This is a genomic window from Nanoarchaeota archaeon, assembly GCA_018897155.1.
In the GTDB taxonomy this organism is placed as follows: Archaea; EX4484-52; EX4484-52; order EX4484-52; family LFW-46; genus LFW-46.
Window position 1 is genome coordinate 1 of the sequence record JAHILE010000015.1, and the last position, 25,338, is coordinate 25,338.

At 41.3% G+C, this 25,338-nt stretch carries 26 protein-coding genes; 19 read left to right on the top strand and 7 right to left on the bottom strand.

The genetic code is table 11. The features are described from left to right. Positions 1 to 348 (bottom strand): type I restriction enzyme HsdR N-terminal domain-containing protein (locus KKB09_01195; protein MBU4299809.1); only part of this gene is annotated, 348 nt, incomplete at its 3' end. A 145-nt stretch (positions 349 to 493) separates the two neighbouring features. Here KKB09_01195 and KKB09_01200 point away from each other — a divergent pair. Further along, positions 494 to 1,087, top strand: coding sequence for a Fe-Mn family superoxide dismutase (locus KKB09_01200; GenBank protein ID MBU4299810.1), 594 nt, complete (start codon positions 494 to 496; stop codon positions 1,085 to 1,087). 3 nt (positions 1,088 to 1,090) lie between these two features. Here the strand turns inward: KKB09_01200 and KKB09_01205 are convergent, their stop codons facing one another. After that, entirely contained in the window at positions 1,091 to 2,605 is a 1,515-nt protein-coding gene (locus KKB09_01205; protein MBU4299811.1) for a DNA-directed DNA polymerase II small subunit, read from the bottom strand. Positions 2,606 to 2,658: 53 nt separating this feature from the next. On the opposite strand from KKB09_01205, the gene albA reads away from it, so the two are divergent. From albA to KKB09_01225, 4 genes are all read left to right on the top strand, one after another. Continuing rightward, positions 2,659 to 3,000, top strand: coding sequence for a DNA-binding protein Alba (gene albA / locus KKB09_01210; protein MBU4299812.1), 342 nt, complete (start codon positions 2,659 to 2,661; stop codon positions 2,998 to 3,000). A 70-nt stretch (positions 3,001 to 3,070) separates the two neighbouring features. Then, the gene (cysS, locus tag KKB09_01215) at positions 3,071 to 4,477 is read left to right on the top strand and encodes a cysteine--tRNA ligase (protein ID MBU4299813.1); all 1,407 of its coding nucleotides are present in this window, start codon (positions 3,071 to 3,073) and stop codon (positions 4,475 to 4,477) included. Positions 4,478 to 4,480: 3 nt separating this feature from the next. Beyond that, positions 4,481 to 5,326: a ribosomal RNA small subunit methyltransferase A gene (gene rsmA, locus KKB09_01220; GenBank protein ID MBU4299814.1), complete on the top strand. Its 846-nt coding sequence runs from the start codon at positions 4,481 to 4,483 to the stop codon at positions 5,324 to 5,326. A gap of 66 nt (positions 5,327 to 5,392) precedes the next feature. Then, the gene (locus KKB09_01225; protein ID MBU4299815.1) at positions 5,393 to 6,637 is read left to right on the top strand and encodes a CBS domain-containing protein; all 1,245 of its coding nucleotides are present in this window, start codon (positions 5,393 to 5,395) and stop codon (positions 6,635 to 6,637) included. Here the strand turns inward: KKB09_01225 and KKB09_01230 are convergent. Then, positions 6,634 to 7,539, bottom strand: a complete 906-nt coding sequence (locus KKB09_01230; GenBank protein ID MBU4299816.1) for a hypothetical protein — start codon at positions 7,537 to 7,539, stop codon at positions 6,634 to 6,636. The genes KKB09_01225 and KKB09_01230 overlap by 4 nt on opposite strands. Before the next feature lie 219 nt (positions 7,540 to 7,758). Between KKB09_01230 and KKB09_01235 the strand changes: the two genes are divergently transcribed. Continuing rightward, a complete protein-coding gene (locus tag KKB09_01235) occupies positions 7,759 to 8,370 on the top strand; it encodes a CDP-alcohol phosphatidyltransferase family protein (GenBank protein ID MBU4299817.1) in 612 nt (203 codons plus the stop codon). On the opposite strand, the gene KKB09_01240 is transcribed toward KKB09_01235, so the two are convergent. Further along, positions 8,356 to 9,006: a PHP domain-containing protein gene (locus tag KKB09_01240; GenBank protein MBU4299818.1), complete on the bottom strand. Its 651-nt coding sequence runs from the start codon at positions 9,004 to 9,006 to the stop codon at positions 8,356 to 8,358. The genes KKB09_01235 and KKB09_01240 overlap by 15 nt on opposite strands. A gap of 52 nt (positions 9,007 to 9,058) precedes the next feature. Here KKB09_01240 and KKB09_01245 point away from each other — a divergent pair, with 52 nt between their 5' ends. The 6 genes from KKB09_01245 (at position 9,059) to KKB09_01270 (ending at position 15,661) form a co-directional block, all read left to right on the top strand. After that, positions 9,059 to 10,015 (top strand): radical SAM protein, encoded by a 957-nt coding sequence (locus KKB09_01245; protein ID MBU4299819.1) that lies wholly within the window; start codon positions 9,059 to 9,061, stop codon positions 10,013 to 10,015. Between the two features lie 243 nt (positions 10,016 to 10,258). Next, complete coding sequence (uvrA, locus tag KKB09_01250) at positions 10,259 to 13,246, top strand: excinuclease ABC subunit UvrA (protein MBU4299820.1); 2,988 nt, start codon at positions 10,259 to 10,261, stop codon at positions 13,244 to 13,246. Between the two features lie 27 nt (positions 13,247 to 13,273). After that, positions 13,274 to 13,741, top strand: a complete 468-nt coding sequence (locus KKB09_01255) for a zinc-ribbon domain-containing protein (GenBank protein MBU4299821.1) — start codon at positions 13,274 to 13,276, stop codon at positions 13,739 to 13,741. A 178-nt stretch (positions 13,742 to 13,919) separates the two neighbouring features. Further along, entirely contained in the window at positions 13,920 to 14,369 is a 450-nt protein-coding gene (locus KKB09_01260; GenBank protein ID MBU4299822.1) for a Fic family protein, read from the top strand. Positions 14,370 to 14,669: 300 nt separating this feature from the next. Continuing rightward, positions 14,670 to 15,299, top strand: a complete 630-nt coding sequence (locus tag KKB09_01265) for a GTP-binding protein (GenBank protein MBU4299823.1) — start codon at positions 14,670 to 14,672, stop codon at positions 15,297 to 15,299. Positions 15,300 to 15,307: 8 nt separating this feature from the next. Continuing rightward, positions 15,308 to 15,661, top strand: a complete 354-nt coding sequence (locus tag KKB09_01270; GenBank protein ID MBU4299824.1) for a DUF2073 domain-containing protein — start codon at positions 15,308 to 15,310, stop codon at positions 15,659 to 15,661. A 13-nt stretch (positions 15,662 to 15,674) separates the two neighbouring features. Here KKB09_01270 and KKB09_01275 read toward each other — a convergent pair whose 3' ends face one another. Next, positions 15,675 to 16,136, bottom strand: a complete 462-nt coding sequence (locus tag KKB09_01275; GenBank protein ID MBU4299825.1) for a Zn-ribbon domain-containing protein — start codon at positions 16,134 to 16,136, stop codon at positions 15,675 to 15,677. Between the two features lie 50 nt (positions 16,137 to 16,186). On the opposite strand from KKB09_01275, the gene KKB09_01280 reads away from it, so the two are divergent. Together KKB09_01280 and KKB09_01285 are read left to right on the top strand one after the other, a co-directional pair. After that, positions 16,187 to 18,112, top strand: coding sequence for a U32 family peptidase (locus KKB09_01280; GenBank protein ID MBU4299826.1), 1,926 nt, complete (start codon positions 16,187 to 16,189; stop codon positions 18,110 to 18,112). An 83-nt stretch (positions 18,113 to 18,195) separates the two neighbouring features. Then, the gene (locus tag KKB09_01285; GenBank protein MBU4299827.1) at positions 18,196 to 18,474 is read left to right on the top strand and encodes a hypothetical protein; all 279 of its coding nucleotides are present in this window, start codon (positions 18,196 to 18,198) and stop codon (positions 18,472 to 18,474) included. 13 nt (positions 18,475 to 18,487) lie between these two features. Here the strand turns inward: KKB09_01285 and KKB09_01290 are convergent, their stop codons facing one another. Continuing rightward, positions 18,488 to 19,465 (bottom strand): DUF4349 domain-containing protein, encoded by a 978-nt coding sequence (locus KKB09_01290; GenBank protein MBU4299828.1) that lies wholly within the window; start codon positions 19,463 to 19,465, stop codon positions 18,488 to 18,490. A 48-nt stretch (positions 19,466 to 19,513) separates the two neighbouring features. After that, positions 19,514 to 21,196: an excinuclease ABC subunit UvrC gene (locus KKB09_01295; GenBank protein ID MBU4299829.1), complete on the bottom strand. Its 1,683-nt coding sequence runs from the start codon at positions 21,194 to 21,196 to the stop codon at positions 19,514 to 19,516. 51 nt (positions 21,197 to 21,247) lie between these two features. Here KKB09_01295 and KKB09_01300 point away from each other — a divergent pair, with 51 nt between their 5' ends. From KKB09_01300 to KKB09_01320, 5 genes are all read left to right on the top strand, one after another. After that, the gene (locus KKB09_01300; GenBank protein MBU4299830.1) at positions 21,248 to 21,532 is read left to right on the top strand and encodes a DUF1232 domain-containing protein; all 285 of its coding nucleotides are present in this window, start codon (positions 21,248 to 21,250) and stop codon (positions 21,530 to 21,532) included. A gap of 49 nt (positions 21,533 to 21,581) precedes the next feature. After that, positions 21,582 to 23,513, top strand: coding sequence for an excinuclease ABC subunit UvrB (gene uvrB, locus KKB09_01305; GenBank protein ID MBU4299831.1), 1,932 nt, complete (start codon positions 21,582 to 21,584; stop codon positions 23,511 to 23,513). 45 nt (positions 23,514 to 23,558) lie between these two features. Further along, positions 23,559 to 23,876 carry a hypothetical protein gene (locus KKB09_01310; GenBank protein MBU4299832.1) on the top strand — a complete coding sequence of 106 codons (318 nt, stop codon included), beginning with the start codon at positions 23,559 to 23,561 and terminating at the stop codon, positions 23,874 to 23,876. A gap of 55 nt (positions 23,877 to 23,931) precedes the next feature. After that, positions 23,932 to 24,603: an SMC-Scp complex subunit ScpB gene (scpB, locus tag KKB09_01315; protein MBU4299833.1), complete on the top strand. Its 672-nt coding sequence runs from the start codon at positions 23,932 to 23,934 to the stop codon at positions 24,601 to 24,603. A gap of 70 nt (positions 24,604 to 24,673) precedes the next feature. Next, complete coding sequence (locus KKB09_01320; GenBank protein MBU4299834.1) at positions 24,674 to 25,105, top strand: CBS domain-containing protein; 432 nt, start codon at positions 24,674 to 24,676, stop codon at positions 25,103 to 25,105. The last annotated feature ends 233 nt before the right edge of the window (positions 25,106 to 25,338 follow it).

The following is a 25,338-nucleotide window of genomic DNA, read 5'->3' on the forward strand; positions in this document are numbered from 1 at the left end:
AGTTAGCACAGCAAATTTAATTTTTCTGTGGTATGCGTATGAAACCGCTTGCCTTCCCTCTTCGTCGCCAAGATCTACGCCAGCCCTCTTTGCCTCGACTACAAGGACTTCTTGATTTCCTAACTTCAAAATGTAATCCGCTCTGCCTTTTAGGACTCTTTGCTCTTTTTCTATATCTTCTTTTTGCCACCCCAGCGCCTCAAGTAGCGGCTCTATAAACTGAAACTTTATCTGCTCTTCGGATTTTTTGTCAAGATCATTTGCAGGAGTGTTAGAAAAAGAATTTGCTAATCGCCTTATTTTATCTTTAGCCTCGTCCTTCGCAATCGCGCGCCCTTCTTCGACCATAACACCTACTTCCCCACTCTCTTTTATTAACCTTTTGCGTATGATTTGCCGATATAATTTACCCGACTACGACATCCAACGTACGTTTAAGCAGGCGTATTGCGGAATTTATATGCCTGCACTAGAAATATATTCTTGTGATTTTATGGTGTTTGAAGCAAAAAATTTCGACAATCTGATTGGAATAAAAGGATTCAGTGAAATAATGCTGAAGAATCATTTTGCACTTTATCGGGGTTATGTCGCGAACATAAACAAGCTTGACGAAGCACTTCGCGACCTCCTAAAAGAAGGAAAAACTGCAACCCCTGAATTTGCAGAACTCAAGCGCAGGCTCGGCTGGGAATTCAACGGAATGCGCCTGCATGAACTGTATTTTGGCAGCCTCATAAAAGAACTCAGAATACCTTCCACGGACAGCGCGCTTACAAAACAAATTACCAAAGATTTCGGAATTTATGGAAACTGGGAAAAAGATTTCAGGGCTGTCGGAGCAATGCGCGGCATAGGCTGGGTTGTGCTTTATTACGACGTTTCTGCAAAACGGCTTTTCAACTGCTGGATTAACGAGCACGACGCAGGGCATCTGGCCGGCGCGGCGCCGCTCCTTGTAATGGATGTTTTCGAGCACGCATACATAACAGATTATGAATTGAGGCGCGCGGATTATATCGAAGCGTTCTTTAAGGCGATTGACTGGAAAACTGTGGAGAAAAGGTTTGAATACACTTCAAAATAATTTCTATTTCATCAAATCCACAACCCAATGCGAGCGCGTCTTCAAATCAACTACAGATATCTTTCCCGGATTTGCAGTATGCCCCACGCGGTCCATAAACGCGGTCTGGCCCTGGAATGTGCTTGAGCAAATCATTGTGACGCCGCGATAATTTTCTATTGCATGGGAATGCAAATGTCCTGTAAGAAATATATCCGGAATAGTATCAATCACAAAATAATCCCTTTCTTCCGGCGAAAGCGTTATCGAACCGTAAATCGGCGCAAGATGCCTCTTTCTGAGCATTTCCTTCATCACATGCTGCGGCTCTTTCATAGTTTTCATGCGAAGGTAGGGTATATCATTAACAATATCCGTAATGCTTGAGCCGTGATAGATGAGGATGTCTATCCCTTCATTTCCATCACTGGCGCCTATGCTGACAAGCGCGGGATTCGAGACAAGATGAATATTTTTATTATGGTATATATTTGGCAGAAACTCCATTCCAATAGGATATTGCGGTTCAGCACTCCTTACTGCATCATGATTTCCGGGAGATATGATTATGTCGATATGCTCGGGTATTTTGCACACAAACTTCTCAAAAAGCGCGTATTGCTCATAAATATCCTTAACTGCAAGGTCTTTTTCCTGGCTCGGATAGATCCCTACGCCGTCAACAACATCTCCTGCAATGATAAGGTATTTTATGTTCTTTGCTTTAGGATCGTTGTTTATCCAATATATGAACTTTTTTTCTGCATCCGGTAAAAACTCTTTGCTTCCAAAATGAAGGTCGGATATAAATGCCGCGCATATAGGTTCTGGAAGCGTCTTTATCTTCTGCGGAAACGGAACATCAGGAAAAGTTATGGTATCCGTAAAAAGATAGTTCTTTGAAATGCTTCCTTTGACGCCGATTACTTCATCCTTTACTATGCGGTCCTCGCCTATGTTTTTGTCTTTTTTTATAAACGCGTTTATCTTTCCCGTAGGGTCTTCAAGCTCAATAATTGTATTTCCGTGCTTTGACTGGAAAATCCCGGTTACCATACCTATTACAGAAACATTTTTCTCGGTTTTCTGGTCATTTGGCCTAAAGCGGTTCATCGAAACCGAGCCTGAAAGCTCAGGCCTCTGCATAAGAATCGATTTAAGGCGCGCATATTTGTTTGCATAATAGTCAAAAAACGAGTCGATATTTTTTTCGCGCATCTTTTCATTGAATTCATTTTTTATGCGAACTGAAGAAACAATGTCTTTTGCTGTCTTATGCCCTTGCGCCGCAGCTGCGAGTTCCTTTGCAACAGAATTCGGCAACTGTTTCTCAAACTCTCTGCCAACATCCTCGAAAAACACATTAATCTTTTCCTTGTTGATTATCGGAAAGCCGTTTGAGATATCCTTTATTTTGCAAGACCGCTCCTTTGCGAATTTTACAAAGTCCTCACTCATATCCTTGGCTCTGATAAAGCTAAGCGCGCCCTCATCCAAAAGAACGCCCTGCTCAAGAATATTGTTTACAAGCGAGTTCATGCTAAATTATTGTCATTTCAAAGAATTAATATCTATGTATGCATAAATAATATATGGTCGATAATCCCAAAAAGGATCCTACGGAACTTCAGAAGCCCCACCATAATCCGGAAAACGCAATACTCATAGGCACAAAACCGTTTATGTCCTATGTTCTTGCAGTAATAACACAGTTTGGCGGAGGAAAAAAAGAGGTTTTGATAAAGGCGCGCGGAAATTCAATCTCAAAAGCAGTCGATGTTGCAGAGCTCGTGAAAAACAAATTCGCTCCAGGCACCACGATAGAGAGCATAAAAACCGCAACAGAAACCCTGAAATCACATGACGGAAAGGAAATAGGCGTTTCTACAATCGCGATTTTGATGAAAAAGCCACAAGTTCATCCAAAAGCCTAAAATAAAGTTTAAAAAACAGCCAGTCCAATATATTTTGTTTATTGCATACCTGCCCAAATAAAGTGATTACATGTCCCTTAAATTCTTCAACACAATGACGCGCAAAAAGGAAGCGTTCAAGCCGATAAAAGCAGGATTCGCAGGATTCTACACATGCGGCCCGACAGTCTATAACTTTGCTCACATCGGAAATTTCCGCACTTATGTTTTTGAGGATATTCTTCGAAGGACTCTTAAAATGTCGGGGCTTGCGGTAAAGCAGGTCATGAACATCACCGATGTCGAGGACAAAATAATTAAAGCATGCCGCGAGCAGAAAGTTGGCCTAAAGGAATTCACGGAAAAATACACGAACGCGTTCTTTGAGGACTTAAAAACGCTTGGCATAGAGCCTGCTGAAGTTTATCCGAAAGCAACAGAAACAATTCCGGAAATGGTTGCGATGATTAAAACATTGATGGAAAAAGGCATAGCATATCGCGGAGATGACGGCAGCATATATTACAGCATATTGAAATTCAAGGATTATGGAAATCTCGCGCATATTGATGTAAAATCGCTAAAAGCCGGAGCCCGTGTAAAACAAGATGAATACAGCAAAGACGATGCTCAGGATTTCGCGCTCTGGAAAGCATGGGATGCAAACGACGGAGATATTTTCTGGGAAACCGAACTTGGGAAAGGGCGACCTGGCTGGCACATTGAATGCTCTGCAATGAGCATTAAGAATCTTGGCGAAACTTTTGACATACATACAGGAGCAGTCGACAACATTTTCCCGCACCACCAGAATGAAATCGCGCAAAGCGAAGGCGCGACCGGAAAAAAATTCGTCAATTATTGGGTTCATTCAGAGCATTTGCTTGTCGAAAACAAAAAGATGTCAAAATCTCTTGGCAATTTTTTCACATTGAGAGATGTGCTTGCAAAAGGATACAACCCGCGCGGATTGCGCTACCTGCTTTTGAGTTCGCATTATCGCCAGAAGCTGAACTTCACGTTCGGTTCCCTTGATGCTGCGGAAAATACCGTATCCGGGCTTATTGATTTTGTCGACAAGCTTGATGGTTTCAAGTCGGATGCAACTGACAATAAAACGATAAGTGAATCTGCAAAAAAATCACTTGAAACTTTCAAAGAAGCTATGCAGGACGACCTTGATACGCCAAAGGCATTGCAGGCTATGTTTGATCTCGTGTCCGTTGCAAACAAGGCAATCGAAGAAAAGAACCTTAGCACTGCAAATGCGGCTGAAGTTCTTGAGGCAATGAATGAATTTGATAAAATTCTTGGCGTTCTTGCGCATGAAAAAGTCGCGCTCACGGATGCGCAGAAAGCGCTTGTCGAGAAAAGGCAGGAAGCGCGAAAAAACAAGGACTGGAAAACCGCTGACGAGATACGAAAAGAATTGGGCGCGCAAGGAATACTTCTTGAAGACGCGCAAGGCGGCGGAGTCAGGATGAAGAAAAAGCAGTAAATAGTGATTTTTCTGAAAACAACAGACATTCTTGAAAAATACGGCATCGCGCCAAATCCCGACGCAGACCAGCATTTTATGATTGACGAAAAAATGCTGAAAAAGATAGTGTCTGCCGCGAAACTAAAAAAAGGCGATGTTGTTCTTGAAATCGGCGCAGGCGTAGGAAACCTTACGAAACTGCTTGCAGAAAAAGCGAAGAAAGTCTATGCGATTGAAAAAGACAATGCGCTTTCCAGCACGCTAAAGAAAGAAACCGCAGAATTTGGCAATATTGAAATCATCATTGCAGACGCGTTGAAAGTGAAGCTTCCGCAGTTTGACAAGCTCGTCTCAAACCTGCCATATCAAATATGTGAAGCACTATTGCAAAGGCTTATTTTTACGGATTTTGCGCTCGCGGTTATCTGCGTTCCGGAAAAGTTTGCCGAACGGATTCTTGCAAAGAGCAACGATAAAAATTATTCGATCCTATCCATCAAATCACAGATATTCTTTGACATCAAATTGATTGCAGAGGTTCCGCGCAATTGCTTCTTTCCAGTGCCGCGCGTGAACTCTAAAGTCGTTTCGATAGCACCTAAAAAAAAGCCCGGTTTCTTTGGATATTTCCTCCAGGAATTCTTACGAGAGGATGACAAAATTGCAAAAAACGCAATGCGAGAAGCAGTGATATTCGCATCTAAAAGAACCGGCGCAAAGGAGATTCTGACAAAAAGAAGCGCAAAAGAGATTGTAGAAAAACTAAAACTGGTTCCGGAGACTCTTGAAAAAAGAGTTTCATCGCTAAATAGGAATGACGTTTCGTCAATAATCGAATGTGTAAAAAAGGCTTGCAACAATTATTAAAGATAACTAGCGAATTATTTGCAGGATAATTGCACAAAATTCAAATCATTTATTCTGGTGAGCGTAATGAAAAAATCCATTAATGAATTAACGGCAAGAGATGTGATGAGTTCTGAGATAATCTCGGTAAATATAAATGACACGCTGAAAACAGTTCTTCCGATTCTGATTAATAAGAAAATACATAATGTGCCCGTATTTGATGAAAAAACCTTTGTAGGATTCTTTGGATACAAGCAGCTTGCAAGGCTTTACAGGCGCCCTATAATTCAGACGCAGATTGGAAAGTACATAGTGAAGCCACCTGAAATAACACCTGAAACAAGCATAATCGATATATCGGATTATATGTACCGCCTTAACCAAAAGGTGCTTCCGGTTGTTGAAAATGGAAAGTTAGTAGGCATTGTTTCAGAAAAAGACGTGCTAAAAAGTGCGATTGAGAGCGGTGTGCTAAAGGGTAAAAAAGTGGAAGATTTCATGACTCCGGAGCCTCTTTCTGTTGCTGAAACAGACATGCTTGGAACTGCATTTTCAATGATACGCGAATCAAACATAAGCAGGCTGCCTGTGGTAAATCGCGACGGCAAACTTGTCGGAATACTGAAGTCGTTTGACCTTATGAAGGAAATATTCAGCAAGGAAGAAAACCGTGGTAAGGGAGATATAAATCGCGGTACGCGAGCAAAAGACAACAGCAATGCGGCATATGTCTATGCGCCGGAAATTATGACTGAAGGCAAGATGCCTGTAAAAGCTTTGATGAACGACAAGCCGGCAACAGCAATCATCGGAGACCCTATTGAATTCGCTTTTAAAGACGCACTTGTTAGGGACATCATCAGCGTAGTAATTATAGACAATAATTCAATGCCCATAGGCATTGTTGTCCCAAAAGATATTGTCGCACACCTGGCAAAACAGAAAAAAGTAGACACCATAAACATACAAATATCCGGCCTTGATGATGAAAACGGAATCAATACTTTTGAAAAGGACCAGATTCATCGGATGATTAACGAAGCAGTGCATAAACTTTCTGCAATCGAAAAAATCCAGTTATTCACAATACACTACAAATCATACCATACGGACAATCCAAAAAATCAGAAACACAGTATAAGGATAAAGGTAAATACTGACAACGGCCTTTTTGTAGTCAGGGACTATGGCCGAGATATTATTGATGTCACAAGCAAGCTTCTTGAATCTCTTGAAGATATGGTTATCAGCAAGAAGCAGAAGATAAAGACAAAAATAATGGAAAAGCATAGGTATGGCAAATGGATGAAGAATGAATTTGCTGCTTAAGCATATTCCTTCAAAGAGCCGCACACGCTTAAATGCCCGTATGCAGGCATAAAATCGGATTTAAGCTCAATTCCGCCAAGCAAATCATCTGTTGTTTCCTTATCCAAAAGCCCTTTTGCAAGAGCTTCGTAGAATCCTCTGGCTCCGCGATAGATCCTTTCGCCATCACTATAATTGAATTCGTTTTCAATTCTTTCGACAATTCGCAGCTGTTCTTTGTACGGGCTTTCGTTTTGAACTTTTTCGGCAAATCCATATTCTCCGGCATCCTTGAAAGACTGCAGAGTCTCAATCTCGGCAATGCCTTCAAGAAGCCCGTTGAAAACATCTTCAGAATAATTCATTTCGCCAAGATTTCTTACGGCACGATATGCATCCGGACTTCCAAGCATTTCTTCATGGACTCGCTCATGCTTCAAAGTGCGCGCCTGTATGTATTTTATAGCCTGGCTGATAACCGGGTCTCTAACATCTTTATATGATTTATTGAATATTTCTGGTCGGTATGCTACAGTAACGTTATCCGAATATTCGTCAAACTCCGTCCTGCCAAGAACATTTTTCGGCAAGTGTTTATCAAGATAAATAGAATCGATCTCCCCGCTTTTCAATATGCCGTTTGACATCATATATTCAAGAATGTCTTCAGCCGCCTCTTTACGTGCTTCGCTAAAAGCTCCTGAAACTTCGACAGGATAATTTAAAAATTCGTTGTTCATGAGTTCTTGGTTAAATGAATCAATGTAGAGCTTATTGAAACTAAACACATCTATTTGCCGCATTTTAGGCTGCATAAATGAATAAAAATTAGAGGAATCGAATTCCTGCGTTTCTTCGCGTATTTCTGAATAAGATAAAAATTCCGGTTCCTGTGCGTTCAACAACATAACAACTGAATTCATACATATCTTTTGCCAAACATATTTTTAAATCTTGGCTCATATGATTTTTGCCTGCAAATCAGAAGACTTTTGCGCATCAATAGTCAATTCACTAGAACTACACGCACTCAGTTACCGTATCTTTTCGCAGGTATTTTGTAAGATATCTGCTCAAAGCGCAAACAAATACATAAAATACCTCTGAATAAAGCTTAAATTACTTAATTCAAAACATAATGTATGTTAAGCAAAATGGTCCACACCAGAAATAATGATATTCTTGTAAAAATAAGCAAAATAATAAGCAAAACGAAAATAGATCCGAATATCGTTACACTCTCTGCAATAATCTTCGCAGCAATCTCTGCATATTACATCATCCAAATCAAATATTTATATGCAATTTTTTTCATGGCTCTTTCCGGCATAGTCGATATAATCGACGGAAATATTGCAAGAGTCCAGAACAAAGTCACTCCGTTTGGAAATTATCTTGATGCAATGGTGGATAAGTATGTTGAAATAATAATTTATTCAGGTTTTGCGCTGGCAGGCTATGCAGTGCCTGCATTCTTCGCAATAACCGGAAGCCTGATTATCAGCTACGCAAAGCCTCGGCTTGCAATAGTTATACCTGCAGACAACCACGACTGGCCGGCAATAGGCGAACGCGCAGACAGATTTACAATATTAATTGCAGGATTAGTGCTTTCAATGATATATCCAGCAATCTATGGATACGATGCTATCAGTGTCACACTATGGACGGTTGCTTTGATAACTAATGTAGGGGCCATACAAAGAATCAAGTATGCAAACAATCTGATAAAGACGCATTTATCCAAAAGATAGCCGCCGCTTAAACTTCATACAATACCAATTAAAAACAGAAACAAAAGACACATTTTTGCAGTACATTCTTGTTTTTCCTTTTTTAATCTGCTTCAGAGCACCCTCCACAGTATCTGCATAAACTTCAGTATATGCGTTGCCTATTTCTGAAAGCGTATGTGCGTCGCTTCCTGCAACCATGGACAATTTATGCTTAAGTGCAGTATTCTGGGTAATGCCGTTTCCTATCAGCGTCCTTGCATTGAAAGCTTCAACAGCATCTATTTTTAAAGAAGTTATTTTTCTTCCGATTCCTTGGTGATAAAGTAAAAAAGAAAATGGGTGTGATGCAATGGCAATTCCGCCCATGCTGTGTATTGCATCTATTGTTTCTTCTGCGCTCATTTTGGGCTTTACAGACTCATTAATCCCCAATGCCAGAATTTCGCCGGAAACAGTCTTTACTTCAGAACCCAAAATTATCGGAAAATCATGTTGCTTGCTTATTGATTTTGCAAAGGCATGACACTTGATATTGTTGTGATCAGTGACTGCAAAACAATCAATTCCTGTTTGTTTCGCGCGCAATACGGCCTGTTTCAAATTAATGAATCCGTCCCGCGAAAAAACCGTATGTATATGCACATCAATTTTCATTAAAATCCACGAATATATTAATCTTTAGTAGTTTATTAATGTCTGCGATGTTATGAGCCCGGTTCTTTGTAATTACTACGTAACTTTGAGATGCAACTCAAGGTGTGTGTTCTGCAATATCTGGAAAGACAAAAGCAAGTTCTATTTAAAAGAACAGAATTTGGAGCAAATAAAAAACAATTTAATGGCTCTAAAGAGGCTGGGGGTTAAAGTTATCGATTTTACCGGCGGCGAGCCGCTATTATATCCGCATCTCATTGGCGCACTCAGGGAAGCAAAAAAACAAGGATTCTATACAACAATTACAACAAATTGCCTGCTTTATCCAAAATATGCATCCGAGTTGAAAGGGTTTGTTGACAAACTGCAGTTTTCCTTAGAATCCGCAGATGAAAAGGAGTATAACAAAATCCGCGGTGTCGCATCCTACGCAGATGTAATTAAAAGCATTGAAATTGCAAAAGAAAAAAAACAGAGAATATATTTGATTCACACAGTTACAGATGAGAATTTCAAGAGTTTGCCGTCATTAATAAAATTCGCGCAGGATAAAAAATGCACACTAATACTAAATCCTTGTTTTGAATATTTTGAAAATGATGCAATTTCGAAAAGCGCGGCAACCGACATCAAGAAATATTTCAGCCAGCCGTTCGTTGTATCCGATCTTGCAAATATTGAATTAATTCTTGACGGCGGAAATAATGTCCAAAATCCAGTATGCAAAGCAATAAGTTCAACAATTGTGATTTCTCCGGATAATTTTCTGCTTCTTCCATGTTATCATCACACCACTAAAAAAATCAAAATCAATAACAATCTATTTGAAATATACAATTCAGAAGAAATCAAAAAGCTAAAGGCTAGCGAAGGCAAGTTTCAATTTTGCAAGAACTGTACAATTCATTGTTATATGAGGGCGTCATTTTACAACAATCCATTCAGCAAATATTTTTTATTGACTGCAAAGACATATTGTAAATATCTGAGAGAATATTTTAGAAAATGACAACTGCATCATACTCTGCTCTATCGGCAACCTCAAACAATTAGCCTTTAAAAACTTCGCGTACAATTCTTGCCTGCGCCCTTAAGAAGTGCATAAGATTATACAAAACACTTTCAATAGTTTAGGTCGCGCTTCAGCGCGGAGCAAACCTTGAAATGGCTTGAAACTCAAACAGGCCGCGGTACGCAAGAGTTTCATGACTTTTTCTTTGAAAGAACGCGTGAAACTTATGGAGTGCCTAATATGCAAGACGATAAAATCATAATTCGCGGAGCGCGAGAGCACAACCTGAAAAACATAGACGTAGCCATACCGCGCAACAAATTGGTTGTGATAACCGGAGTCTCAGGCTCAGGAAAATCAACTCTTGCATTCGATACGCTTTATGCTGAAGGCCAGCGCAGATATGTTGAATCTTTGTCGCCTTATGCAAGACAGTTTCTAGGCCTTATGAACAAACCGGATGTCGATTCTATCGACGGATTATCGCCGGCAATATCTATTGATCAAAAAACCACAAGCAAGAACCCGCGCTCAACTGTGGGGACTGTAACTGAAATTTATGATTATTTGCGCCTTCTTTTTGCAAGAATCGGCCATCCTCACTGCCCTGTCTGCGGCGATGAAATCAGGCCGCAAAGCGTGGATGAAATCGTTGAGCAAATCATGAAAATGCCCGAAGGCACAAAGGTCCAGATACTGTCGCCGGTCATTCGCCAGAGAAAGGGCGAATACACAACGCTTGTCAAAGAATTCTTAAAAAAAGGATTCACAAAAATCCGTGTGAATGGAGTGCCCGAGAATTCAAATGAAGAAATAAGGCTTGACAAACAGAAAAAGCACAGCATTGAAATCATTGTTGACCGGCTCGTCATCGGCCCCGAAATAAAGACACGGCTTTCTGATTCGGTAGAAACCGCGCTGCGCGAGGCAGAAGGGCTTGTTCTTATTGTTGAAGGTCGTGAAAATCCTTCGGATTTTCAAGCCATTTCAAAGTTGAAGCGCGAAGCTTCAACATTTGAAAGAAAAAACGAGACGCTTTACAGCCAGAAATTCGCATGCCCAAAAGACAACGTATCCTTGCCTGAATTCACTCCGCGAATGTTCTCGTTTAACAGCCCTTTCGGCGCTTGCCCCGAATGCCAGGGACTTGGAGTGAAGCTGGAATTTGATGTCGACCTGATAATCCCTGACAAAAATATTACAATCCGCGAAGGCGCGATTAAGCCCTGGAGCGGAAGCTTCAAATCATTCTATATGCAAAGGCTCGAAGCTGTTGCAGAGCAATATGGCTTCAGAGCAGACACGCCGATAAAAGACCTCAAAAAGGAAGAGCTAAACATTATTCTTTATGGCTCGGGCGGCGAGAAAGTAAGAACCGAATACCTGCAAGAGTCCGGAAGCAGCTGGGTAACAAATACTGTCTTTGAAGGTGTGGTGAACAATCTCAAGCGGCTCTATTCCGAGACAAAATCAGAAGCGCGCAAAGAAGAAATAATGGAATACATGCGCGAGAATCCGTGCATGATGTGCCGCGGAAAAAGGCTGAAAAAAGAAGTGCTTGCAGTGACTGTTGCTGAAAAGTCCATAATGGAAATAACTGGCATGCCGATCAAAAACTGCCTTGAATTTTTCGACAGCCTTAGCAACAAGCTGACTGAACGCGAAAGGACAATTGCAAAGCTCATATTGAAAGAGATAAACGCGCGCCTTGAATTCATGATGAATGTGGGCCTGGATTATTTGACTCTATCGCGCGCGTCGGGAACATTATCCGGCGGCGAGGCGCAGCGGATAAGGCTTGCAACGCAGATTGGCTCAAACCTTGTCGGCGTGATGTATGTCCTGGATGAGCCAAGTATCGGGCTGCACCAGCGCGACAATACAAAACTAATAGGCACGCTAAAGCGCCTGCGCGACTTGGGAAATACCGTAATAGTTGTAGAGCATGACGAAGAAACCATGATTGCTTCGGATCATTTGATTGACATGGGTCCGGGCGCAGGAGTGCACGGCGGACATGTTGTCGCAGAGGGAACGCCTGAAGAAATTATGCGAAACGAAAAATCGCTGACAGGACAGTATCTTGTCGGGAAAAAATCAATACCTTTGCCTGAAAGAAGGCGCGCCTTCAGCAAGTGCCTGATAATAAATGGCGCATCAGAAAACAACCTGAAAAATATTGATGTTCGAATTCCGCTTGGAGTCCTTGTGTGCATCACAGGCGTGTCAGGCTCTGGAAAATCAACGCTGATTACAGACACGCTGTACGCTGCATTGATGCATAGATTGTATGGCTCGCGCGAAACTGTCGGAAGATACAAATCGCTTGAAGGCATCCACAATATTGACAAAGTTATTGCAGTAGACCAATCCCCGATTGGAAGAACGCCAAGGTCTAATCCTGCGACATACACCAAATTATTCGGAGACATCAGGGATTTGTTCGCAATAACTCCGGATGCACGGCAGCGCGGCTATGGCCCCGGACGCTTCAGCTTTAATGTTCCTGTCGGCAGATGCAGCGCGTGCGAAGGTGAAGGTGTGATAAAAATCGAGATGCATTTTCTGGCAGATATATACATGCCCTGCGAAGTGTGCAAGGGAAAGCGCTATTCATCAGAAACCCTTGAAGTGAAATACAAGGGAAAATCAATTGCAGATGTGCTTGATATGACTGTAGATGAGGCATTTACGTTCTTTGAAGCAGTGCCTAATATCTCGAGAAAGTTAGAGACTTTGCGCGATGTTGGCCTTGGCTACATGAAACTCGGACAGCCTGCGACAACTTTATCAGGAGGCGAGGCGCAAAGAATTAAACTGACATCAGAGCTTTCAAAAAGAGGAACCGGAAGAACTATGTATATACTGGATGAGCCGACAACAGGATTGCATTTTGACGACGTGAAAAAGCTTCTTTCTGTGCTAAACAGGCTTGCAGAACGCGGGAACACTGTTGTTGTAATCGAGCACAATCTTGATGTCATAAAAACCGCAGACTGGGTGATTGATTTGGGGCCTGATGGCGGCGACGCCGGAGGGCGCGTGATTGCCGCCGGTACGCCGGAGGAAGTTGCGGGATTCGCGCAGTCCTACACAGGGCATTTTTTGAAAAAGGTTTTGAACCATTCACCAACGTCTTTGGGTTCAAAAGCTTCGAGCGATAGCGAGATGATTTTGAAAGCGACTCAGGCGCGGGAAAGCGATGAGGAAGTGGATGAGTTGGAATGAGGCGCGCAACGATAGAAGAGGAAGTAAATGTTAAAGAAATTAACGATTGAAAAAATGAAAAAGATTGCAGTATCTCGTGGGGGATTGTGTCTTTCTGATAGCTATATTACTGCTAAAACAAAAATCCGTTGGCGTTGTAAGGGAGGACATGAATGGACTGCAAGTCCAGATAGTGTAAAACATGGCGCATGGTGTCCAAAATGTGCCGTTAAAGCAAATGGAATAAAAAAACGATTAACTATTGAAGAACTGAAAAAAATAGCAATCTCTCGTGGCGGGTTATGCCTTTCTGAAACATATGTAAATGCAAAAACTAAACTTCATTGGAGATGTAAAGAGAATCATGAGCGGGTTAGTACACCGCTAAGTGTGAAATATGCGGGTACTTGGTGCCCTATTTGCGCTATTGAAGTTAGAACGAATAAAAAAGTGTATGCGCGCGCACCAGAAACTGCTAAAAAACCTTTTAAACATTCTAGTCAACACATACACTGAAACGATACGTAATGGGCTTTCATATGAAAAGAAATTACATCTTCTGGATTCTTTGCCTGACCGCGCTGTTTCTATTTTCAGCATTGCGGGATTCGCGCTTACAATTACATAGTCATAGGATGCACTTTAAACGCGATCATTTAAACATCTATAAATTCATTCTCTCCAAATAATTCTTATGGAAAAAATCTCAAAAGAAATCATTAAACAAGTAATAGAAATAATCAAAGATCTGCACAAAACTGCAACAGGATATGAACCGGAAAAGAATTTGAGGAGCGAAAGCGATTTGGAGCACATAGTGTACGAGGCAATAAAACTGGGGCAAAAGATATCTCACGGAAACGATCGGAATCCAAATAATGCGGAAGTCGGAACATTTTTAATGCATGAAATCACCACAAGGCACCCTTTCTTTGATGGCAATAAAAGAACTGCATTAATGACTTTTTTGTATTTTAGGTACATTGAATTAAGTATAAATTTAACTTTTGAAAAAATTGATGTTCATTTCCCGAAGTCTTGGGATAACAAAGACGATAAAGTCGTCAATTTTATGCTTGAGCTTGCTCAAAGAAAGTATACGTACGACGAAGCATTAAAATTCGTTAGAGAAACATTTAAATAATCGGGCAACTAATGATGTGTATGGAAAAGAAAGCAAATACGAATAATGTCTTTGATAAGATTTCCGTAGCAGACGCGCATAAACGTGGCACCATTCTTAAACATAAGTATAAAAACGTCTTTGATAAGCTTGCTAAGATGTAATTCTTTAATCGATTAGGCGCCATAAATTCCTTTCTCTCAAATATACTGTTTGTACAACGCAGAATCCTCCATCCACACTGCAATAGATTATGTCCACTTTTAAACCGATATTTCGATATATCAATACGTATATAAAGAATAATGAGGAATATAATTAATGCTCTCAAGATTAAGAAAAATGCTCAATTCTTTTATTTCAAAAATCTTCGGCAAAAAGAAAGATATAAAAATCGGCCTCTACGGTCCTGTCAATGCCGGAAAGACAACGCTTGCAAACAGAATATGCATGGACTGGCTTGGCGAAGAGCTTGGCACTGCGTCTGCAATCCCTCATGAAACGCGCGAAATCCAGATGAAAGAAAAGGTCACAATCGAGCACAATGGAAAATCAATGACATTTAATCTTGTTGACACGCCAGGAATCGCAACAAAAATCGATTTCGAAGACTTTTTAAAATTCGGAATGAAGGCAAAAGAAGCGAAACAGCGCGCAAAAGAAGCTACAAAAGGCGTTATAGAAGCGATAAAGTGGCTCGATAATATGGACCTTGTTCTTGTGGTCATTGATTCAACTCAGGATCCGATGAACCAGGTGAACATCACACTTCTTGGCAACCTTGACGCAAGAAAAATTCCTGTGCTTGTTGTCGGAAACAAGATTGACCTGAAAAAGGCAAGTATAGAAACTGTAAAGGAAGCATTCCCGAACTATGAAACAATAGGCATAAGCGCAAAGGAAGGCATCAACATAAAGGAATTCTACGCAAAGCTATTCGACATGATTTAAAGGTGATTATGATTAATCTCAAGATAAAGTTCATACCGTATGAAAAGACAACGGGCGATAATTTCGGAAAGCTGATAAAAGATCTGAAAAAAGACACCATAATACTAATTGATGCAAAACTATCGCCCGCACATGAGGCAGAACTCATAAAAATAACAATGGAGCACATTTCTGAAAAATTTGCAGGCATTGAATTAAGCTCTATTGAAGTAATGCCTGAAAAGGGCAGTGCATCTAGCAAAATAAGGGATTTCCTGTTTCAGATAACCACTGGAAAAAAGCGAGGCATGACCGTTATAGGCCCTGCCAGAATAATACGTAAAATCGAAAAGAATCCGCAAGAGCTGCTAGTATATGTCTGATAGGTTTGATAATTCATTTTTTAGTTGCCCCGAATTTCTCCGCAATAACTGAGAAGTCTATCTCGTATTTGCCCGCGCCCACTTTAACAACAATGGGCTTCTGATTGAATAGGGTTTCAACATTTATCCGGTATTTTCCGGGCTTTATGACTCTTATTGCTTCGATATCAAGCACAACTGTTTCTTCTTCTTGTTCTCCTTTTTCTTGTTTATTTTTACGTTCTTTTATTTTCCCATCTTTTATTTCTATGCTTTTTCTCTCCCACACCCTTATTGGCAGTATGCTTCGAATATCTCGTTCTATCTCTTTCATTTCCTTTTTAGTTATGCGCGACACTTCCTCTTCGACTTCAGGAACATAACCCTCTCTCACAAAGAAAAAGAACCGCCCGCCGCATGAATCACACCCTGTAGTGAGAAGATAATTGGCATCGTCATCATGCAGTTTCCCGCATTTTGTGCATTTGTTGGGCATGGTTAATATTGGTGAACACATATTAAAATACATGCGGACAATCAAATCCTATGACTAAAGTCGAGCTCCTGCTGCCGGCAGGAAACGAGAACAGCCTTCGAGCGGCAGTAAACAACGGCGCAGACGCGGTATATCTTGGCATGAACCGGTTTAACGCGCGGCAGTCCGCAGGCAATTTTAATGAAAGAAACATAGCATCCGCCATCGATTATTGCCATAAAAGAAATGTCAGAGTATATGTAACATTCAATACACTCGTAAAAAACGACGAACTTCCCGAATATTTCCGGTTAATGAATGTGGCCCATTCTGCAAAAGCAGATGCATTAATAATACAAGATCCATGCTTTGTTCAGATAATAAAACAGAACTTTCCAGGCATGAAAATCCATCTTTCAACACAGACAACAACCACGAACAGCGCATCAATTCCTGATGGCATCAACCGCGTAGTGCTTGCGCGCGAGATTTCAATCGCAGAAATTGCAGAAATCTCGAAAAAATATGAAACAGAATGTTTTGTGCACGGAGCGCTTTGTTTTTCATACAGCGGCCAGTGCCTGTTCTCATCCATTGCCGGCGGAAGAAGCGGAAACCGCGGAATGTGCGCCCAGCCATGCAGGATGAAGTACAATAACAAATATGCCTTGAGCACAATGGATTTGTGCCTGCTTGAAAAGATTCCGGAATTAATCAATGCAGGCTTCTCATCATTAAAGGTAGAAGGCAGGATGCGCAGCCCGCTTTATGTGGCTACAGTTGCGCGGATTTACAGAAAATATATTGAAGCATATTATGGCGGAGCTTTTTCAGTTAATAATAAAACAATTGATAAAAAAGATCTCGAAGAACTAATGCTTGCGTTCAACCGCGAATTCACAACAGGATTTAGCTTTTGCGACAGCATTCTTGATTCCGGAAAGCCTATGAACCGCGGCATATTTCTTGGAACGCTCCAACAGGGCAAACTGAAACTGAGAACGAATCTAAAAGTTGGCGACGGCGTCGGCATCTGGATTAGCGATAAAGTTGTTGGTTGCACGCAGAACAAAATCACAAAAGACGGCGCGAATGTACTGGAGGCAAACGATGGCGATATCATAGAACTCGATACACTGGGCGCGCCTGATGGCAGCCCGGTATACAAGACGTCTTCGGTTGATATGAAATTCGCGCTTGGTGATGAAATAATGCCGATTAATGCGAATCTGCAAAAAACAAAAATTACCCTGCCACAGTTTGAAAATATTGCAAATAACGACGGCGTCAAAATCTTTGCAAAATGCTACAACAAAACATCCGCGCTTTTATCTGACAAATCAGGAGCTGATGTGGTATATTACGATGTTCAAAAAGCCGATTGCTCGGAAGTAAAAAAGCAATTGAAAAACTCCAAATTTTTTGTTTACACGCCGCGCATTCTTTCGGATACGCAGATTATTGAAATCGCAGAAAAAATAAAAGAGATAAAGCCGGAAGGCGTTCTTGTCGGAAACCGCGGACTTTTGAGATTTCTTGAAGGGTATGAACTGCATCTGGATTATTCGTTCAACTGTTTCAATGATATTGACCTGAATTTCTATCGCGGCGTGCCCATAATTTCGCCGGAATTGAATTTCAAGGAAGTTTCTGCGCTCAAAAACAAGCGCATTATTGTCCTTGCGCATGGCGATATTGTGATTATGAACAGCAGGCAGAAATTGAAAGCGCCAGAGCTTGTTGATGAAGAAGGCAGGCATTTTCGAGTCAGAAATAACAATGGAATAACAGAAATCATTAACTCAAAGCAATTGGGATTGTTCAATAAGGCGCGCAATTATCTCGATTCCGGCATAAACTATTTCTATATTGACACTGAGAATGATGCGGATAAATTTGTGCGCATCTACCGCAAAATCCTTTCAGGCGAGCAGTTCGACGACAAAAAAATCAAAAAAGGATATACTACGGGGCATTTTGACAGGGGAGTGGCTTAATCGCGCGTTTAAAAGATTTATAAAGATTATGTTCTTAGTTAGGCGTATGTTTTACTCCTTAGTGGTGTAAAAAAGTGATCTCTATGAAAATTCGCGAAGTAATTCAGGAATTCATGCCATGTGAAGTGTGTGGGAATAGAGACATACATAAATTCTATTTTCATGTTTTTGTGCACAAAGGCTCCCAACCATATGTGAAATGCTGCGAATGCGAAGAGGAATATTATTCTACACGAGCAAGAAAGATTATAACGAAAATAGAAGATGTAAGAACTGTACAAAAGGATAGCTACAAAAATATCTTTGAAAAAGATAATAGTGAACCTTCACGTTCTGTTGTGGATATATTGCGCGGGCTTTAACAGCAGATACAAATTATACTTTGCCAGATACTTTACCATACACACCCATTAGAATCCTATATCCAAAAATCACCGGTATCACAAAAAGTATTATGTAAATCACGTATTTCACTGCGCTAACAAACACCGCGATGCTGCCGGTAAATATATCCATCAAAGAGTTTGAGATGTCGGACAATGCATTTTTCGCTTTCATGCGCAATTGGTTTCCAATATTTTCAGGCATTATTTTAACTGTCTTTTTCTCAACAAGCGCGATAGTTATTGTCGCATATTCGCTTCTTGCCTGTTTGTCAGAAAGTGATGACGTGTATTGCCTCTCAAGGCGCTTAAGCTCAAGCTCATTTTGTGTGATTTTAAAAAGAAGATTTATTTGGTTTTCATCAAGCTTTATTTGCATAGTTCTATTTCTGATTTCGGCGTAATTGCCATAAGCAGTATTTATTATGCTCAATTCATCTATTTCTCTTTGCGTAGATACTCTGTAAAATGAAACTGTAAAGTCCTTCTCATCATAGCGATTTTTCAAAGAATCAACAAAGCTCTGGAATTTCGCTTCTGGGACTCTTGCGCGCAAATTGATATTCGTGCTGTAGTCATTGTCGGATTTGCGCGTGTCTTCTATATATCCGCCAGAAGATTCCGCAAGCGAACGGATTGCTGTTGAGTCGCTTTCTGCATTTTTTGTGTCAATGGTCATCGAGCCTTCCTTGACTTCTACATAAGAACCTGAAGACGATGAGGGTGCGGAATTTGATTGATAATTAGTGCCAAAGCCTCCGGCAGCGTTTTTATACGATGCAGATTCTTGTGCAATAGATGAAGAAACGCCAAGAGACATGCCATCCGATCGCATACTAGTCCCTGATTTTGTCAAAGATCCTGATGTAGCAGACAAGAACCATAAAAAAATAACAATCAATAAAAGCGCGCCTAAAATCGCGGCAAGTTTGTTCGCCTTTAGAAACGCCATAGTTTTTTCAGAAAGCATAGATATTATTGTGATGAATATGTATATATATACTCGAATAATTTTGAATCATTTAATGTTCTTTCTTCTCAAAAGTTTATGGTATGATATCGCAAACCTGTGCGCTTCATCCCTCATTCTTTGCATCAGCCGGAGCGCCGCGCTTCTTCGCTCGAGAATAAGCGGCTTTGCTCGCCCGGGAAGATATATTTCCTCCTCGCGCTTTGCAAGAGCAGCCAAAGGAATATCAACGCCTACGTCAGCCATTGCAGAGATTGCTGCGCTTAGTTGCGGCGCGCCTCCGTCAACAACAACCAAATTCGGCAATGGCTTGTTTTCGCGCACAAGACGGGAGTACCTTCGCCAGACAATTTCCTGCATTGAAGCGAAATCGTCCTGCCCTGGAACACCCAATATCCTGAAGCGGCGGTAATTGGATTTATCCGGCTCAGCATTCCTGAACTGCACCATGGCGCCGACAAGCCATTTTCCAGATATATTTGACACGTCAAAGAATTCAATAACAATTGGCACTGACGAAAGTCCGAGAGCATCTTTTAACTCTATGAGTTCTGCGGCGCATTTCGCGCCAATGTCGTGAGTTATGTTTTTCAAGAGCATCTCAAGAATCTTCTTTTTGGTTCCTGCCTTTGGCACAGAAAGCTCAACCATTTTTCCTGAAATCGTTCCAAAATAATCCGCAAGAACTCTAATATCTTTTGGCTCCTCGGGCAGAATTATTTTTTCCGGCATCGGAGCGCTGTAATAATGCAGCTTCAAAAAATCAGCCAAAAATTTGCGCGGCTCGTCCTGAGATTTTGCCTCATGCTTTGTCCGGCCCAAAAGAATGCCTCGCCGGATGTTGAAAACCTGCACAAAATATATGCCGTCTGCGCGCACGTAATTGATAACATCCTCATTATATTCCCGCTCGCGATCAATTTTCTGGCGCACTGAAAGGATTTCAACAGACGCGATTTCATCGCGGTAAATTTTTGCTGCTTCGTAATTCTGTGCGCTTGATGCCCCTCGCATTTTTTCGCGCAAATCAAGAATCACATCATCAACATTTCCGCGCAAAAATGAAACCGCTTTCTCGACATTTTTTCTATAATCCTCTTTTGTTATATTTTCTATGCATGGCTCGCTGCATTTTCCTGTGAAGCAGGAAAAGCTTCGAGCGAAGCGAGATGATTTTGAACCATTCATAATTTGCATTGGGTTCGAAAGCTTCGAGTGAAGCGCAGCGGAACGAGATGATAATTTTGTGTCGTGCTTGAGGCATCTGTATTTTGGCAGTGCCCTACAAATCCGGATGCCAAATATCTCAATAGCCAATTTCACGGCTCTGCGCGCTGATTTTACATCCGTATATGGACCAAGATATAAAGACACCTTACTCTTTTTCTCGCGCGTAATAAAAATTCTCGGAAACTCTTCCTCAAGCGTAATTCTGATATGCGGATAGCCCGAGCTGTCCTTCAAATCTATGTTATATTTGGGCTTGTGCTCCCAAATAAGCTTTGCCTCAAGAATTAAGGCCTCGACTTCGTTGTCGGTAATTATATATTCAATGCTTTCTGCTTCCTGAATGAGCTGGCTGGTTTTCATATCATGCGGCCGTGATGGAGTATATGATGCTACGCGCTTTCTTATGTTCTTTGCCTTGCCGACGTAGATGATAACCGCTTCAGAATTGCGCATGATATAAATGCCCGGTTCATTTGGGGCTTTGTTCGTATTTTTGAGCATGTGCTATATTGGATACGCAGCAATTAAAAATAATCTCTCCAATAATTAGTCATGGGCAAGTTCAACGGATTCAAGGCAAATATCAAAAATTATCTCAAATTATACAACGCGCTATATCGCGACAAAAGAACCCCGCGCATTTCAAAAATTTTCCTGTTTATTGCCTTGGCGTATCTTGCAACGCCATTTGACATAATTCCTGACTTTATTCCTGTGCTCGGGCAGCTTGATGATTTGATAATTATTCCTTTGTGCATTTACCTTTCTGTGAAATCAATACCCAAGCCGCTGTATAATGAGCACTACAAAAGAATTTTTGGAAAACGAAGCGCATAATTTTATTCGAATCATAGTCTTTTTATTCTTCTTCACATATCATTAATTCATGGACTTCAAGCTCATCGCAGATATGAAGCCAAAAGGCGACCAGCCAAAGGCAATTGATGCGCTTGTTGAATGCGCGAAAAAACCGGGACTCAATACACTTCTTGGCGTTACGGGCTCGGGCAAGACTTTTTCCATAGCTAATGTAATCGAACGGCTCCGGATGCCGACACTCATAATATCCCACAACAAAACGCTTGCAGCACAGCTTTTCAGCGAGTTCAAAGGATTCTTTCCAAAAAATGCTGTTGAGTATTTTGTCAGCTATTATGACTACTACCAGCCCGAAAGCTACATTCCCCAGACAGATACTTACATTGAAAAAGACGCCTCAATCAACGAGAAAATCGAGCGCATGCGCCTGTCCGCAACAACATCGATAATGACGCGAAAAGACGTAATTGTTGTCGCAAGCGTCTCGTGCATCTACGGATTGGGCTCGCCAATTGAGTACCGGAAATTTACGATTCAAATAAATGCCAAAAAATTAATGGCGCAGAAAGCGCTCGTCTCCAGGCTTGTTGAAATGCAATATGAGCGAAACGACATAGAGCTTCTGCCGGGCAGATTCCGGGTGCGAGGAGATACTGTTGACATTATCGGAGGATATGACACAAAAATTACGCGCGTGGAATTCTTCGGCAACGAGATAGAAAAAATCAGCTATGTAAATCCCGAAGACGGCAAAATTCTCGGGAACCTTGAAGGCACGCTCATATTTCCTGCAAAGCATTTTATCGCAGGAGAAGAATCCATAAATCGTGCAATCGGAACAATTCAGGAAGAATTAAAAGAATGGGCTGCGTCTCTCCCTCCGCTTTACGAAGAGCGCCTGCGGACGCGCGTAAAATACGACCTTGAAATGATAAAGGAAATGGGTTATTGCAGCGGGATAGAAAATTATTCGCGCCACTTTGACGCAAGGTTACCAGGCGAAGCGCCAAACTGCCTGATTGACTTTTTCAGGGAGGCTTACGGGGATGATTTTTTGATAGTGATTGATGAATCGCACGCAACAATCCCCCAGATTCACGGGATGTTCGGAGGGGACTGGTCGCGGAAAAAAAATCTTGTGGAGTACGGATTCCGCCTGCCAAGCGCGTTTGACAACAGGCCGCTGAAATTCGATGAGTTCAAGAAATTTATGAACCGCGTTATTTTTGTCTCTGCAACTCCTGCTGACTACGAATTAAAGGAAAGTACTTGCATTGCCGAACAGATTATTCGCCCAACAGGGCTTATAGACCCTATAATTGAGGTGCGCAAAACAAGCGGCCAGATTCCGGATCTGCTTTGCGAAATCAAAAAAACCAAAGAAGCAGGCAACAAAGTATTTGTGACCACGCTTACAAAGCGCCTTGCAGAAGACTTGACAGAATACCTTCTAAAAGAAGGAATCAGAGCGCGCTACCTGCACTCAGAAATCGCAACGCTTGACCGCACGGAGATAATACGCGGATTGCGCGCAAACGAATTTGACGTGCTTGTTGGCATAAATCTCTTGAGGGAGGGACTGGATGTGCCCGAGGTCGCGCTTGTAGCTATACTTGACGCAGACAAAGAGGGCTTTTTGAGAAATGCACGCTCACTTATTCAGACAATCGGCAGAGCATCTCGAAACGTCAATGGACGCATCATACTTTATGCAGACGTAATGACTAGGTCAATGAAAGAAGCAATTGATGAAACAGATCGCAGGCGAAAAATTCAGATGGCTTATAATAATGAGCACGGCATAACGCCAAAAACGATTGTCAAGGCAGTTGAATCTGCAGAAGCAGGCATTTCTGCCATAGCGCCGACAAATAAAATCAAGCTTCACGACGAGCTTGTCTCACTTGATGCCGAAATGAAAGTGGCGGCAGAGAGCCTTGATTTTGAGCGCGCGATATTCTTGAGGGACAGGATAAGGGAACTGCGAAAAAAACTTTAAGCCTATTTATAAAATAGACCTTATGTAATATTATTCGGTGAGGAAATGAATAACTGCACGGATTATGCGATTGCTTTTGACAAACGTATGAATAAATGCGAGCGCGATATAAAAACTCACCTCATTGAATTTATGAATTGTGAACCAAGCAGCACGATAAAAAATGGAATGAATAATGACTTTGTCGAGCGCTGGGCTAACTTTGTAAAAACCCACCCGCGCGCAGTCTGGAAAAAGCAGGTCGGGCCGCTAATAGACGCGCAGATAATCCTAGCTGAGAGGTTTTACGCGCGCCTTTCGAAAACGCCTGGCGGCGCAGCGAAACTTAGGAAATTGAGGGTGATTAGAAGACGAACAGTATAGCGATTTTAAAGCATAAATACATTCAAAGATATTATTATGTTATATAGGGATATTCATGCAGCACTTAAAAAACCTGGTTGAGGCAGCGCTTTTCATAGCGGCAAAGCCCCTGACTCTCGAAGAACTAAAAAAAGTAAAGGGCATTGACATAGTCCCTGACGAAGAGTTGCTTGGCGTCCTAAAATCAATGGAAGTGGATTATGACAGCCACGGAATCAAAGTGTCTGAGGACTCGGGCCGCTTTGAGCTGCGGATAAAAGACGAATTTATAAAGCACGTCGAGCATCTTGCGCCAAACAGGGATTTTTCAAGAGCAACGCTTCAGACACTTTCCCTTATTGCATACAAAAGCCCTGTAAAGCAAAGCGAAATAATCGAAATCAGAGGGAATCGCGCATACGACCATATAAAAGATCTTATTGAAAAAAGCTTCATAAAATCAGAGGCTCACGGACATACAAATATTCTTTCCATAACGCAAAAATTTCTCGATTACTTCAGCCTGAAAAATCACGAAGAAGTGAAGTCTTATTTCGCAAAAAAAATTGAAAAAGAAGATAAGAAAGCCGCGAAAAAAAATGAGGAAAATCAGCCTGTTGAAGAAAACAATGAAGAAAAGAAAAACAATAACTCCGAATCAAATGAACCGCAGAAAACGCCTGAATCGGAAAAGTTTAATAAAGAAGAGCATATGGTTGAAGAATTCAATAAAAATGTTGCAGAATGATGCGACAATTGACGAAGTTTCTATTTTCTGATGCAGAAAATTTTTATAGCCGCATCAACATTGTAATTGTATGAGCCTAAAAGAGATAATGCACAAACCCACATTTGTCGATAAAGACATGACAATAAGAGAAGTCGCGAAAATCATGGCAAAAAAATCAATAGGCTCTGTTCTTGTAGGGAGCGCAAAAAATGTTCTCGGAATTTTTTCAGAAAGGGATATGCTTGTAAAGGTTGTCGCAAAAGAGATAGTCTGCAGCAAAGCAAAGGTCGGAGATTATATGACGTCGCCCATAAAAACTGTTAACGTAAATATGTCTGTTTTTGACGCGCAGAATGTAATGATTGAAAATCACATTCGAAGAGTGCCGATTAAGGATAATGGAGAAGTTATCGGAATCGTGTCCGCAAGAAATATAATGGAGAATCTCAAATACGAGTATCTTAAAAAAAGATATGACTCCGACTCATCTGCAAGGGAACTGTATTCGACTTTCTGGTGATACGTAACTGTCTTTAAATACAGCTCGCATCAGACCATTTTCAAATCATCATCAAGCTTCTTTCCGGCTGCTTTTTCCCAATCAGCTATAGAAACTTAACCTCGCCACTTCTGCATAGCTTCCGCTAAATTTCTTCCATTTCATAGTTTGCCACTTGCGGTTACCACCGCAAATTAAGGGGTTTATCCCCGCAGTTTCGTACAAAATCTCCAAGAATTGACCTTATTTCTTCG